This is a genomic window from Streptomyces sp. NPDC107471, assembly GCF_055582845.1.
In genome coordinates, this window is the sequence record NZ_JBVJPC010000004.1 from 207,540 (window position 1) to 219,546 (window position 12,007).

Genomic DNA, 12,007 nt, shown 5'->3' on the forward strand with positions numbered 1-12,007 from the left:
ACTCAGGAGAGGTCGACCATGCCCGCGGTCAGGGTCGACCCGTCCGCGGGGTCGATCAGGAGGAACGCCCCGGTGCGCCGGGAGACCGCGTAGTCGTCGAGGGCGAGCGGGTCCGCGGTGCGCAGGGTGATCCGGCCCAGGTCGTTGACGGTCAACTCGGCGGCTCCGCCGAGGTCCTGGACCAACGCCTTCACGGTCCGGGTGGTGTGCCGGACCAGGACGCGGTCACCGACCCTCAGCGGGCGGTCGGCCAGGTGGCAGACGGCGGCCCGGACCTCCCGGGTGAGCGCCGGCACGTCGACCCCCGAGGTGATCATGTCGCCGCGCGAGACGTCCCGCTGGTCGGCGAGCCGGACACTGACGGACTGCGGTGCCCGCGCGGTGTCCTCGGCGGAGCCGAGCACGTCGATGCCGGTGATCTCCGAGGTCTCGCCGGACGGATGCACGGTGACCCGGTCGCCGACCCGCAGCGATCCCGACACCAACTGGCCCGCGTAGTGGCGGGCCTCGCCGTCCCGGATGACGTACTGGACGGGGAAGCGAATCGGGGCGTCGGCCGCCTCGGCTCCGACCGGGACATTCTCCAGGAACTCCAGGAGCGCCGGGCCGCGGTACCAGTCCATGCGGGCCGAGCGGTCCACGACGTTGTCGCCGACGAGGGCCGAGACGGGGATCGGGGTGAACCCGGGCAGCCCCAGCTCGGCCGCGTGTCCGGCGAAGTCCTCGACGATCCGGTCGAAGTCCTTCTCCTCGTACCCGACCAGGTCCATCTTGTTGACCGCGAGCACCACGTGCGGCACGCGCAGCAGAGCGGCCACCGCTGCGTGCCGGCGGGTCTGCTCGACGACTCCGTTGCGGGCGTCGACCAGGACGACGGCCAGTTCGGCGGTGGAGGCGCCGGTGACCATGTTGCGGGTGTACTGCACGTGGCCGGGGGTGTCGGCGAGGATGAACCGCCGCCTTGGGGTGGCGAAGTAGCGGTAGGCCACGTCGATGGTGATGCCCTGCTCGCGTTCGGCGCGCAGGCCGTCGGTGAGCAGCGCGAGGTCGGGGGCCTCCTGGCCGCGGCTCGCGGAGGCCCGCTCGACGGCCTCCAACTGGTCGGCGAGGACCGACTTGGAGTCGTGCAGCAGCCGGCCCACCAGGGTCGACTTGCCGTCGTCGACCGAACCGGCGGTCGCGAACCGGAGCGTGTCCACGGTCATGACTAGAAGTACCCTTCGCGCTTGCGGTCTTCCATCGCCGCTTCGGACATCTTGTCGTCGGCGCGGGTGGCACCGCGTTCGGTGAGCCGGGAGGCGGCGATCTCGGCGATGACCTTCTCGATGCTGTCGGCGTCGGAGTCGACGGCACCCGTGCAGGACATGTCACCGACGGTCCGGTAGCGGACCTGCCGCTTCTCGACGCTCTCGCCGTCCTTCGGGCCGCCCCACTCACCGGCCGTCAGCCACATGCCGTGCCGTCGGAAGACCTCGCGGTGGTGGGCGTAGTAGATCCCGGGGAGTTCGATGCGCTCCCGGGCGATGTACTGCCAGACGTCCAGCTCGGTCCAGTTCGACAGCGGGAAGACGCGGACGTGCTCACCCGGCGCGTGGCGGCCGTTGTACAGGTTCCACAGCTCGGGGCGCTGGCGGCGCGGGTCCCACTGCGAGAACTCGTCGCGCAGCGAGAACACCCGCTCCTTGGCCCGGGCCTTCTCCTCGTCCCGGCGTCCGCCGCCGAACACCGCGTCGAAGCGTTCGGACTGGATCTTCTCGGTGAGCGGGAGGGTCTGGAGCGGGTTGCGGGTGCCGTCCGGGCGTTCGCGCAGCACACCCCGGTCGATGTAGTCCTGTACGGAGGCCACATGGAGACGCAGCCCGTGGGCGGCGACCACACGGTCGCGGTACTCCAGGACCTCGGGGAAGTTGTGTCCGGTGTCCACATGCAGGAGGGAGAAGGGCACGGGCGCGGGCGCGAAGGCCTTGAGCGCGAGATGCAGCATGACGATCGAGTCCTTGCCGCCGGAGAACAGGATCACCGGCCGCTCGAACTCACCCGCCACCTCACGGAGGATGTGCACCGCCTCGGACTCCAGCGCGTCCAGATGGGAGAGACCCGAGCCGGTCACACCAACCCCCGCTCCGCCAGCACCGCGTACACGCTGTCGGCCGACTCCTGGGGCGTCTGGTCCTGCGTCCTGAGCACCAGCGCGGGGTCCGTCGGCGGCTCGTACGGATCGTCCACCCCGGTCAGCCCGGTGAGCCGGCCCGCGGCCTGGCGGGCGTAGAGCCCCTTCACGTCCCGTTCGCTGCACACCTCGACCGGTGTCGCCACATGCACCTCGACGTACGGCGTCCCGCTCGCGTCGTGCCGCTTGCGCACCGCCTCGCGGCTGTCGGCGTACGGCGCGATCACCGGGACGACGGACAGCACGCCGTTGCGGGCGAGGACCTCGGAGACCAGGCCGATCCGCTGGACGTTGGTGTGGCGGTCCTCGCGGGAGAAGCCGAGGCCGGCGGAGAGGAAGCGGCGTATCTCGTCGCCGTCCAGGACCTCCACGCGGTGTCCCGCCGCCCTCAGCCGGTCACCGAGCAGACGGGCGATGGTCGTCTTGCCCGCGCTCGGCAGTCCCGTCAGCCAGACGGTGGCTCCCCGAGCCCTTGCCGTGGTGGTCATGCGCAACGGTCCTCTTCTTTCTCACGACGACCCGGGGGACGCTAGGTAAGAAACTTGAGAAGAGGGACAGAGGAACCTGAGGGTTGTCTTAGGGGACCCGGATGTGTCTGGGATCACAGCCCGGCGAACGCGGCCCCCGCGTCCCGCAGCCGCTCGTGCAGACCCCGGAACACCGCCGCCGCCCGCTCGCCCGGCCAGTCCTCCGGGAGCAGCCGGGCCGGCAGACCGGGATCGGCGTAGGGGAGGTGGCGCCAGGAGTCGAGGGCCAGCAGGTAGTCGCGGTAGGCCTCCTCGGGCGGGGTGTCGGCCCGGCCCTCCCAGTCGCGCAGCACGCGCGCGTGGCGGTCGAGGAACGCCTCGTGCTCCTTGGCGATCTCGGCCAGGTCCCACCAGCGGGCGACCGCCTCGCCGGTGGCGGCGAAACCCAGGTGCTCGCCGCGGAACAGGTCGACGTACGGGTCCAGCCGCAGCCGCCTGAGGGTGTGACGGGCCTCCTCGTACAGCCGCGCCGGGGCGATCCACACCCCGGGCGCCGCCGTGCCGAAGCCGAGGCCGGCCAGCCGGGAGCGCAGCACGTGCCGCTTCTGGCGCTCCGACTCGGGCACCGAGAACACCGCGAGCACCCAGCCCTCGTCCGCGGGCGGGGTCACGGCGTAGATGCGCCGGTCGCCGTCGTCGAGCAGTTGGCGGGCGTCCGGCGACAGTTCGTACCCCGCCGAGCCCTGTGCCGTGCGGGCCGGCAGCAGCAGCCCGCGCCGCTTGAGGCGGGACACCGACGACCGTACGGAGGGGGCGTCCACGCCGACCGCGGCGAGCAGCCGGATCAGCTCGGCGACGGGCACGGGCCCCGGCATGAAGCGGCCGTAGGCTCCGTAGAGCGTGACGATGAGAGACCGTGGTGCATGCTGGTCGGACACGTTGATCATCTTAGGTCGTGTGGATCACTGCTGGTCACCATCGGTGCGCAGCCTGAACCGCTGGAGCTTGCCGGTCGCCGTGCGCGGCAGCGCGTCCAGGAAGACGATCTCGCGCGGGCATTTGTAGGGCGCCAGTTCGCCCTTGACGAAGGCGCGCAGCGCCTCGGCGTCGCGCTCGGCGCCCTCCTTGAGGACGGCGAAGGCAACGACGACCTGACCGCGTGCCTCGTCCGGCCTGCCCACGACCGCTGCCTCGATCACGTCCGGGTGCCGCAGCAGGGCGTCCTCGACCTCCGGTCCGGCGATGTTGTACCCCGCCGAGATGATCATGTCGTCCGCGCGGGCCACATAGCGGAAGTACCCGTCGCTCTCGCGGACGTAGGTGTCGCCGGTGATGTTCCAGCCGTCCCGCACGTACCCGCGCTGGCGTGGGTCGGCGAGGTAGCGGCAGCCGACGGGGCCGCGTACGGCGAGCAGCCCGGGCTCCCCGTCGGGCCTCTCGTGACCGGTCTCGTCGACCACGCGTGCCTGCCATCCGGGGACCGGCACCCCGGTCGTCCCGGGCCGGATTTCCTCGTCGGCCGCGGAGATGAAGATGTGCAGCAGCTCGGTGGCGCCGATGCCGTTGACGATCCGCAGCCCGGTCCGCTCCCGCCAGGCCCGCCAGGTGGCCGCGGGCAGGTTCTCACCCGCCGAGACGCAGCGGCGCAGGGACGAGACGTTGTACGCGTCGAGCTCGTCGAGCATGGCGCGGTAGGCGGTGGGGGCGGTGAACAGGACGGAGACGCGATGCTCGGCGATCGCCGGCAGCAACTGCTTCGGATGGGCCTGTTCGAGCAGCAGGGAACTCGCGCCCGCCCGCATCGGGAAGATCACCAGACCGCCGAGACCGAAGGTGAAGCCCAGCGGGGGACTGCCGGTGAACACATCGTCCACATGGGGCCGCAGCACATGCTTGGAGAAGGTGTCGGCTATGGCGAGCACATCCCGGTGGAAGTGCATACAGCCCTTGGGGCGCCCGGTGGTCCCGGAGGTGAAGGCGATCAGCGCCACGTCGTCGGCCGCGGTCTCCACGGCCGGGTACGGCGTCCCGGGCGCCTCGCGGTTCAGGAGGTCGTCGGGGGAGTCGCCGCCGTACGTCGTGATCCGCAGTCCCGGTATCTCGGCTTTGGCGAGGTCGTCCACGGAGCGTATGTCGCACAGGGCGTGCTCGACGCGCGCGATCTCGCACATCGTGGCCAGCTCGTGCGGGCGCTGCTGGGCCAGCACCGTCACGGCGACCGCGCCCGCCTTCAGCACGGCCAGCCAGCAGGCCGCGAGCCAGGGCGTGGTCGGGCCGCGCAGCAGCACCCGGTTCCCGGGGACGACCCCGAGGTCGCCGGTGAGGAGATGCGCGAGCCGGTCGACACGGGCGCGCAGCGCGCCGTACGTCCAGGTGTCCCCGGCCGGGGTGTGGAAGACCGGGCGGTCGTCGGGCGGGCCGGTCAGCAGCTCGGCGGCGCAGTTCAGCCGATCGGGGTAGCGCAGCTCCGGCAGGTCGAAGCGGAGCTCCGGCCACTGGTCCGGGGGCGGGAGGTGGTCGCGCGCGAAGGTGTCGACATGGGCCGAGACGTTCATGGCGGGTCGCCCCCTTGCCTTCTGGGCCGCGTGGGCCGCCTTGTGGGCGTCGATGGTGGGCTCGCACAAGGAGCGTATCGTGTTGGTGACGACAGTCAACGGCACGCGATATCGTCGGAGGGCCCTGTCGACGAGAGAGGACCGGCGATGCCCGCATTCTCGCTCGAACCGTCACAGACCGCCCGGTGTGCGGAGCTGCGCGCCCTCGCCGCGGAACGGCTGCGCCCCCTCGCGGAGAAGGGCGAGCCGGGTCATGTGAACCGGCCGCTGGTCGCCGAACTCGGTCGACTGGGCCTGCTGGAGCGGCTGTTCACCTCCGGTGCCCTCGATCTCTGCCTAATGCGCGAGTCCCTCGCCCACGCCTGTACGGAGGCGGAGACCGCCCTCGCCCTCCAGGGCCTCGGCGCCCACCCCGTCCACGCCCACGGCACCCCGGCCCAGCGGGACCGCTGGCTGCCGGCGGTCGGCGAGGGCAGCGCGGTGGCCGCGTTCGCGCTCAGCGAGCCGGGGGCCGGGTCGGACGCGGCGGCACTGGGGCTGCGGGCGGAGGGGGAGACGGCATCGGGGTTGTTGGCGGACGGGGAGGCGGCACCGGGGCTGCGGGTGGACGGGCAGGCGGCATCGGGGCTGCGGGTGGACAGGGAGGCGGCTTCGGGGCTGCGGGTGGGCCGGGAGGGCGGGGCGTCCTCGGGCGGGCGGTCGGCGGGCGCGTCATCCGCCGGTGACCCCGTCGCCGAGTCCGACGGTCCCTCCCGGTGGCGGCTCACCGGGGAGAAGTGCTGGATCTCCAACGCCCCCGAAGCCGACTTCTACACCGTCTTCGCGCGGACCACCCCCGGAGCCGGAGCCCGCGGAGTGACCGCATTCCTCGTGCCCGCCGACCGGCCCGGACTCACCGGTACCGCCCTCGACATGCTCTCCCCGCACCCCATCGGCGCCCTCGCCTTCGACGCCGTGCCGGTGAGCGCCGACGACGTCCTCGGCGAGGTCGACCGCGGCTTCCGGGTCGCTATGGGCACCCTGAACCTCTTCCGGCCCAGCGTCGGCGCCTTCGCGGTCGGCATGGCACAGGCGGCGCTGGACGCGACCCTCGCCCACACCTCCCGTCGGGACGCCTTCGGCGGCAAGTTGAAGGACCTCCAGAGCGTGGCCCACACGGTCGCCGAGATGGCCCTGCGCACGGACGCGGCCCGCCTCATGGTCTACGCGGCGGCGACGGCGTACGACGAAGGCGCCACGGACGTGCCGAAGCGCGCGGCGATGGCGAAGCTGCTCGCCACCGAGACCGCGCAGTACGTCGTCGACACCGCGGTCCAGCTCCACGGCGCACGGGCCCTGCGACGCGGTCATCTGCTGGAGCACCTGTACCGGGAGGTGCGCGCCCCGCGCATCTACGAAGGGGCGAGCGAGGTCCAACGGGGCATCATCGCCAAGGAGTTGTACGCCGACCTGGAGGTGTCGTGAGCGCCGAGCGCATCAATCCGCCCGAACTGTCCCCGCCCACGGGGTTCTCGCACGCGGTCGTCGCGACCGGCTCACGGCTCGTCTTCCTCGCGGGGCAGACGGCTCTGGACGCCGACGGCAAAGTGGTGGGGGAGACCCTGCCGGAGCAGTTCGGGAAGGCGCTCACCAATCTGCTCACCGCCCTCGCGGCCGCCGGCGGCACCCCGGCCGACCTCGCGCGGGTCACCGTCTACGCCACCGACATCACCGCCTACCGTACCCATGCCCGTGAACTGGGCCGTATCTGGCGGGAGTTGGCGGGACGGGACTATCCCGCCATGGCCGTCGTCGAGGTCGTGCGGCTGTGGGACGACCAGGCGGCGGTGGAACTCGACGGCTTCGCGGTGCTGCCCTAGCGTCGCCGCTGCCCCGTGGAGCGTGGGGCGCGCGCAGCTCGATCAGGCGGCGACGGCAAGCTGTTCGGTCAGGACCCGGTGCGGTGCGACGACGCGACCGTCGGGGAGCAGCTCGCCGGTGTCGTCGAAGACGATCGCGCCGTTGCACAGCAGGTTCCAGCCCTGCTCGGGGTGGGCGGCGACGATGTGCGCGGTGGTGCTGTCGGACGCAGCGCACGAAGAGCGGTGAGAACACATGGCGCACCTCCACATTCGGTGGACCGTCCGTATGGGGTCCGTATCCGTATGGGTAGACCATGCGCCCGTACCGAACTCATCGGAACGGCCCGACATGAAGCGTGACAACACGCGGACAACTCTCGGACGGTTCCACGACGCTCGGTGCGGACTCGCCACCGAAGGGGTGACGATCACGGCTCTCCGAGGATGTTCCCGGTAGCAGTGGAGGCCCCCACTCCACTCATCCGGGAGGTACCCCCCATGCCCGTCCGCCCCCTTCGCCCCGCTCTCGCCGCCGCTGCCGGCGCCGCGCTGTTCCTGCTGGCCGTGCCCGCCCTGCCCGCGAGCGCCGACGCGACCGAGACCGTCACCGTCGACCCCCTCGGCCGTATCGCCGAGGACGGCACCGTGACCCTGTCCGGCACCTACCGCTGCACCGCCGGTTCGGGCCCGGTGTTCGTGAGCTCCTCCGTGAGCGGCAGCTCCCCCTCGGTCCGGCACGGCATCGGCGGGACCCGCGCGGTGTGCGACGGCGTGGAGCACACGTGGCAGAACACGGGCAAGCCCACCTCGGACGTCCTCGAGCCGGGTGCGGCCCGTGTCGAGGCCACCCTCATGGAGCTCCGCCTCCAGGGCGGCCTGCCGCTGCCCCGCTTCCACGCGGCCCAGCAGCGGGACATCACGCTGACGAAGGGCTGAGCCGGGACGCCCGTCCGTGCCGGTCGGCCGGGCGACGCCTGGTCGCACCGGCGGGGCTCGCCCGCAGCGGTCACCGTACGAGTGTGATCTCCGGCGGCCACAGCACGCCCTCCGCCAACAGCAGGGCGGGGCCCAGGTGTTGCGGGCACACGATCAGCGGTGGCCGGGCGTGGCAGGCGATCTCGAAACGGGCGCGGGCCCCGCACTCCTCCCCGTCCCGCGGACCGGAGTGGCGGCTCACGCACCGCAGTGCGGGTGGGGTGTGCGTCATGGTCTCCTCCTGCGGGCCGGTGGCCGGCCGGGGGTGGGGCCGGCGCACCCCGCACCCGTTCAGGCTAGGAACGGCAGGAGCGGGCGGCCTGTTCGGTCGGCCGTTCGGGTGACGCCCGGAGCGGTGATCATCTGGGAGGCACTCGGCTCGGGACCTCCTGGGAGGTCCCGCCTTTCGGCGTACGGGAGACCGGCCCCCCCGGTCCGGCCAGGTTCCTCGGTCCGGCCAGGCCCCTCGGCTCGGCCAGGCCCCCCGGGCTCGGCCCCCCCAGCCCGGCTCGGCCCCCCCCGGCTTGGCTCGGCCCCCGGGCTCGGCCCCCCGGCCCGGCTCGGCCCGGCCCCCGCCCCAGGGTGGCCCCGTGCTCAGACGGGATACGCGTGCGTCTGCACCGCCTTGACCGCCGCCCAGACCTCCGCGCCGGGGTGCAGGTCCAGTTCCGCGGCGGCCACCGTCGTGAGGTCCGCCGCGAGGGGGAGCTCGCCCGTGAGGTCGGCCCGGATCTGGTCGCCGTGGGTCTCCAGACCGGCCACCTCGCACCGCCAGTGGTTGCGGGCGCTCGCGCCGGCCGGGGGTTCGCGGTAGAGCGTCACGGCGCTCGGCGGGAACGCCACGAACACGGGCCCCGTGAGGTCCTCCGTGGTCGTCAGCTCGGGCCCGGCTTCGAGCCGGACCGTGTGGCCGTCGGCCTCGCCCCGGTAGAGGTTCAGGCCGACGAGCTGGGCGATGTAGTCGGTGCGCGGATGGCGGGCGATGTGGGACGGGACGCCCTCCTGCACGACCTCGCCGTGCTCGATGACCACGAGCCGGTCGGCGAGGACCATGGCGTCCAGCGGGTCGTGCGTGACGAGCACGGCGACGGCCTCGAACTCGGCCAGGTGGCGCCGGAGTTGGGAACGGACCTCCAGGCGGGTGCGCGCGTCGAGGGCGGCCAGCGGCTCGTCGAGGAGCAGCAGCCGGGGGCGGGTGGCCAACGCGCGGGCCAGCGCCACGCGTTGGGCCTGACCGCCGGACAACTTCCGTGGTTTGACGCCCGCGTGGGCCGCGAGACCCATACGGTCCAGCCACTCGGCGGCCTGTTCCCGTGCCCGCCGCTTGGTCGCGCCCTGGCAACGCGGGCCGAAGGCGACGTTGTCGAGGGCGGTGAGGTGGGGGAAGAGGAGGTAGTCCTGGAAGACGACGCCGACCGGGCGGGACTCCGGAGGCTTGTGCTCCAACGCGGCGCCGTCCAGTCGTAGACGGCCGTCGGTGAGGGGTGTGAGACCGGCGAGGGCGCGCAGGGCGGTGGTCTTCCCGGCACCGTTCGGACCCAGCAGGGCGACGACCTCACCGGGGGCGACGGCCAGGGACACGTCGAGCCGAAAGGTGCCACGGTCCACGACGAGGCGGGCGTCCAGGCCGGTCGCGGTGGGGGCGACGGGGGCAACAGGGTCGGTGGTTGCGTCGGCGGGGGTGGAGGAGGTGGAGGCGGTGGGGTGGGGCCCGCTGGTCATGGGGCGGTCACCGTCTTGGGTCGCCTCGAAGCCGTCGGGGGTCCGGGTCGTCTTGCCGTCGTGTGGGCTGTCCCAGGTGGCTTTGCCGTCCGTGGCCGTCTTGCCCTTGCGGGGGCCGTCCGACGTGGGTTTGCTGCCCTTGGCCGTCTCGCCGTTACGAGGACCCTCCCGCAGGGGCTCGCCGCCCGTGGTCGTCTTGCCGTCGCGGGGGCCGTTCGACGTGGGTTTGCCGTCCATAGCTGTCTCGTCGTCGAGGGGGTCGTCCCACGTGGGTTTGCTGCCCTTGGCCGTCTCGCCGTTACGAGGTCCCTCCCGCGGGGGCTCGCCGCCCCTGGTCGTCTCGCCGTCATGGGGGCTGTCCCACGTGGGCTCCATGTCCCCGGCCTTCTCGCCGTCAGAGGGGCTGTCCCACGTGGGCTCCCCGCCCCCGGCCCTCTCGCTGTCAGGCGGGCTGTCCCACGTGGGCTCCCCGCCCCCGGCTCCCTCGCCGTCACGAGGGTCGCGCCGCGCGTGCTCCCCATCCCCGGCCGCCCCGCCCCCACCCGTCCCCGTCATCCCGTGGCCATCCAACGGTCGCGCAGGCCCGCCAGGACCGCGACGGACACGGCCAGCAGGACCAGGCTGAGGGCGATGGCCGCCTCCGGGTCGCTCTGGAGGGCGAGGTACACGGCGAGCGGCATGGTCTGGGTGCGGCCGGGGAAGTTGCCGGCGAAGGTGATCGTCGCGCCGAACTCGCCCAGCGCCCGCGCCCAGGCCAGTACGGCGCCCGCGGCGACACCCGGCGCGATCAGCGGCAGCGTGACCCGCCGGAACGCGGTGAAGCGGGAGGCGCCCAGCGTCGTCGCCGCCTCCTCGTAGCGCGGGTCGGCGGCCCGCAGGGTGCCCTCCACGCTGATGACGAGGAAGGGCATCGCCACGAACGCCTCGGCGACCACGACCCCGGCCGTGGTGAAGGGCAGCGTGATCCCGAACCAGGCGTCCAGCCACCTCCCGACGACGCCGTTGCGGCCCAGCGCCATGAGCAGGGCGACACCGCCGACGACCGGCGGAAGGACCAGTGGCAGCGTGACCAGGGCGCGGACCAGTCCGCGCCCGGGGAACTCGACGCGGGCCAGCAGCCAGGCCAGCGGGACCCCGATCACCAGGCTCACCGCGGTCGCGGCCGTGGCGCAGACGAGGGAGAGCTGGAGCGCCTGCCACACGGCGGCGCCGGTGAGCTGTTCGGGCATGCCGCGCCAGGGGGCCCGTACGAGAAGCGCGATCAGCGGCACGGTCAGGAACGCCAGCCCGAGCAGCGCGGGCACGAGCAGAGGCAGCGGAACACCGCGACCGCCGCGGGGCGTGCGGACACGCCGGCGCCGCGGCCCGCCCCGGAGGGTCTCGGGCGCGGCGGCGGCCTTGTCCGACGGGGTCACGGCTTCAGGAACCCGGCCCCGGTGAGGACCTTCTGGCCCTCGGCGGACCGTACGAGGGCGATGAACGCCTTCGCGGCGGCCGTGTTCCGCGTGCCCTTGAGCAGGGCGATCGGGTAGTCGTTGACGGCGTCGGCGGACTCGGGGAACTCCACGCCCTCCACCTTGTCACCCGCCGCCCGCACATCGGTCCGGTAGACGACGGCCGCGTCGGCCTCCTTCAGCTCGACCTTCGTCAGCGCGGCCTTGACGTCCTGCTCGTAGGAGACCGGGGTGAGCCTGAGCCCGCTCGCGTCGAGGGCCTTCTGCGCGGCGGCGCCACAGGGCACCTCCTTGGCGCACAGCACGACCTTCAGGTCCTTGTCCGTGAGGTCCTTCAGCGACCCGACCTTGTCCGGGTTGCCGGGCAGGGTGGCGATCTCCAACTGGTTGCGCACGAAGGTGGCGGGCGTGCCCGAGGCGTCCCCGGCGTCGGTGACGACCTTCATCGTCTTGGGGCTCGCCGAGGCGAACACGTCCGCCGGGGCGCCGCCGGTGATGCTCGCGGCCAGTGAGTCGCTGCCGCCGAAGCTGAAGGTGACCTTCGTGCCGGGGTGGACCTGTTCGAACCGCTTGCCCAGCGCCGTGAAGCTCTCCTGGAGGGAGGCGGCGGCGAAGACGGTCACCGTGCCGGAGAGCTGGTCCGACGCGGACGCGGACGACGGCTTCGAGGAGTCCGGGTCGGAGGACGAGCAGGCGCTCAGGGCCAGCAGCGCCGCGGCACCCGCGCCGGCACCGGCCGTCCGCAGGGCCCGACGGTACCGACGCGCGGTAGGGGTCATCACAGGTCCGCTCCCTCAGGTCCTCATGCTCACGCTTCGGCCCC

13 protein-coding genes are annotated in these 12,007 nt (G+C 72.9%); 3 read left to right on the forward strand and 10 right to left on the reverse strand.

Annotated features, from left to right (window positions below; all coding sequences use genetic code 11):
* Positions 1-2: 2 nt before the first annotated feature.
* The 5 genes from ACZ66S_RS14800 to ACZ66S_RS14820 form a co-directional block, all read right to left on the reverse strand.
* Positions 3-1,205, reverse strand: a complete 1,203-nt coding sequence (locus tag ACZ66S_RS14800) for a sulfate adenylyltransferase subunit 1 (protein WP_469901907.1) — start codon at positions 1,203-1,205, stop codon at positions 3-5.
* A gap of 2 nt (positions 1,206-1,207) precedes the next feature.
* On the reverse strand, positions 1,208-2,110 hold the full coding sequence (gene cysD / locus ACZ66S_RS14805; RefSeq protein ID WP_469901908.1) for a sulfate adenylyltransferase subunit CysD: 903 nt from the start codon (positions 2,108-2,110) through the stop codon (positions 1,208-1,210).
* Positions 2,107-2,658, reverse strand: coding sequence for an adenylyl-sulfate kinase (cysC, locus tag ACZ66S_RS14810; protein WP_469901909.1), 552 nt, complete (start codon positions 2,656-2,658; stop codon positions 2,107-2,109). The genes cysD and cysC overlap by 4 nt, the downstream gene beginning before the upstream one ends.
* A 113-nt stretch (positions 2,659-2,771) precedes the next feature.
* Complete coding sequence (locus ACZ66S_RS14815) at positions 2,772-3,584, reverse strand: PaaX family transcriptional regulator (protein ID WP_469901910.1); 813 nt, start codon at positions 3,582-3,584, stop codon at positions 2,772-2,774.
* A gap of 15 nt (positions 3,585-3,599) precedes the next feature.
* Positions 3,600-5,192: an AMP-binding protein gene (locus tag ACZ66S_RS14820; RefSeq protein ID WP_469902390.1), complete on the reverse strand. Its 1,593-nt coding sequence runs from the start codon at positions 5,190-5,192 to the stop codon at positions 3,600-3,602.
* Positions 5,193-5,339: 147 nt separating this feature from the next.
* Between ACZ66S_RS14820 and ACZ66S_RS14825 the strand changes: the two genes are divergently transcribed.
* On the forward strand, positions 5,340-6,656 hold the full coding sequence (locus tag ACZ66S_RS14825; RefSeq protein ID WP_469901911.1) for an acyl-CoA dehydrogenase family protein: 1,317 nt from the start codon (positions 5,340-5,342) through the stop codon (positions 6,654-6,656).
* On the forward strand, positions 6,653-7,051 hold the full coding sequence (locus ACZ66S_RS14830; RefSeq protein WP_469901912.1) for a RidA family protein: 399 nt from the start codon (positions 6,653-6,655) through the stop codon (positions 7,049-7,051). The genes ACZ66S_RS14825 and ACZ66S_RS14830 overlap by 4 nt, the downstream gene beginning before the upstream one ends.
* 42 nt (positions 7,052-7,093) lie before the next feature.
* Here ACZ66S_RS14830 and ACZ66S_RS14835 read toward each other — a convergent pair whose 3' ends face one another.
* On the reverse strand, positions 7,094-7,288 hold the full coding sequence (locus ACZ66S_RS14835) for a DUF5999 family protein (protein WP_469901913.1): 195 nt from the start codon (positions 7,286-7,288) through the stop codon (positions 7,094-7,096).
* A gap of 243 nt (positions 7,289-7,531) precedes the next feature.
* Here ACZ66S_RS14835 and ACZ66S_RS14840 point away from each other — a divergent pair, with 243 nt between their 5' ends.
* A complete protein-coding gene (locus ACZ66S_RS14840) occupies positions 7,532-7,969 on the forward strand; it encodes a DUF6299 family protein (protein WP_469901914.1) in 438 nt (145 codons plus the stop codon).
* A gap of 70 nt (positions 7,970-8,039) precedes the next feature.
* Here ACZ66S_RS14840 and ACZ66S_RS14845 read toward each other — a convergent pair whose 3' ends face one another.
* The 4 genes from ACZ66S_RS14845 to modA all read right to left on the reverse strand — a co-directional run bounded on the left by ACZ66S_RS14845 (position 8,040) and on the right by modA (position 11,963).
* Positions 8,040-8,240, reverse strand: coding sequence for a hypothetical protein (locus tag ACZ66S_RS14845; RefSeq protein WP_469901915.1), 201 nt, complete (start codon positions 8,238-8,240; stop codon positions 8,040-8,042).
* 362 nt (positions 8,241-8,602) lie between these two features.
* Positions 8,603-9,730 (reverse strand): ABC transporter ATP-binding protein, encoded by a 1,128-nt coding sequence (locus ACZ66S_RS14850; RefSeq protein WP_469902391.1) that lies wholly within the window; start codon positions 9,728-9,730, stop codon positions 8,603-8,605.
* 551 nt (positions 9,731-10,281) lie between these two features.
* Complete coding sequence (gene modB / locus ACZ66S_RS14855) at positions 10,282-11,145, reverse strand: molybdate ABC transporter permease subunit (RefSeq protein ID WP_469901916.1); 864 nt, start codon at positions 11,143-11,145, stop codon at positions 10,282-10,284.
* Positions 11,142-11,963 (reverse strand): molybdate ABC transporter substrate-binding protein, encoded by an 822-nt coding sequence (gene modA, locus ACZ66S_RS14860; protein ID WP_469901917.1) that lies wholly within the window; start codon positions 11,961-11,963, stop codon positions 11,142-11,144. The genes modB and modA overlap by 4 nt, the downstream gene beginning before the upstream one ends.
* Between the last annotated feature and the right edge of the window lie 44 nt (positions 11,964-12,007).

Coding starts and splice junctions, on each gene's coding strand:
- ACZ66S_RS14800 (WP_469901907.1), bottom strand. CDS start 1,205: ATGACCGTGGACACGCTCCGGTTCGCGACCGCCGGTTCGGTCGACGAC.
- cysC (WP_469901909.1), bottom strand. CDS start 2,658: ATGACCACCACGGCAAGGGCTCGGGGAGCCACCGTCTGGCTGACGGGA.
- ACZ66S_RS14815 (WP_469901910.1), bottom strand. CDS start 3,584: ATGATCAACGTGTCCGACCAGCATGCACCACGGTCTCTCATCGTCACG.
- ACZ66S_RS14820 (WP_469902390.1), bottom strand. CDS start 5,192: ATGAACGTCTCGGCCCATGTCGACACCTTCGCGCGCGACCACCTCCCG.
- ACZ66S_RS14825 (WP_469901911.1), top strand. CDS start 5,340: ATGCCCGCATTCTCGCTCGAACCGTCACAGACCGCCCGGTGTGCGGAG.
- ACZ66S_RS14835 (WP_469901913.1), bottom strand. CDS start 7,288: ATGTGTTCTCACCGCTCTTCGTGCGCTGCGTCCGACAGCACCACCGCG.
- ACZ66S_RS14840 (WP_469901914.1), top strand. CDS start 7,532: ATGCCCGTCCGCCCCCTTCGCCCCGCTCTCGCCGCCGCTGCCGGCGCC.
- ACZ66S_RS14845 (WP_469901915.1), bottom strand. CDS start 8,240: ATGACGCACACCCCACCCGCACTGCGGTGCGTGAGCCGCCACTCCGGT.
- ACZ66S_RS14850 (WP_469902391.1), bottom strand. CDS start 9,730: ATGACCAGCGGGCCCCACCCCACCGCCTCCACCTCCTCCACCCCCGCC.
- modA (WP_469901917.1), bottom strand. CDS start 11,963: ATGACCCCTACCGCGCGTCGGTACCGTCGGGCCCTGCGGACGGCCGGT.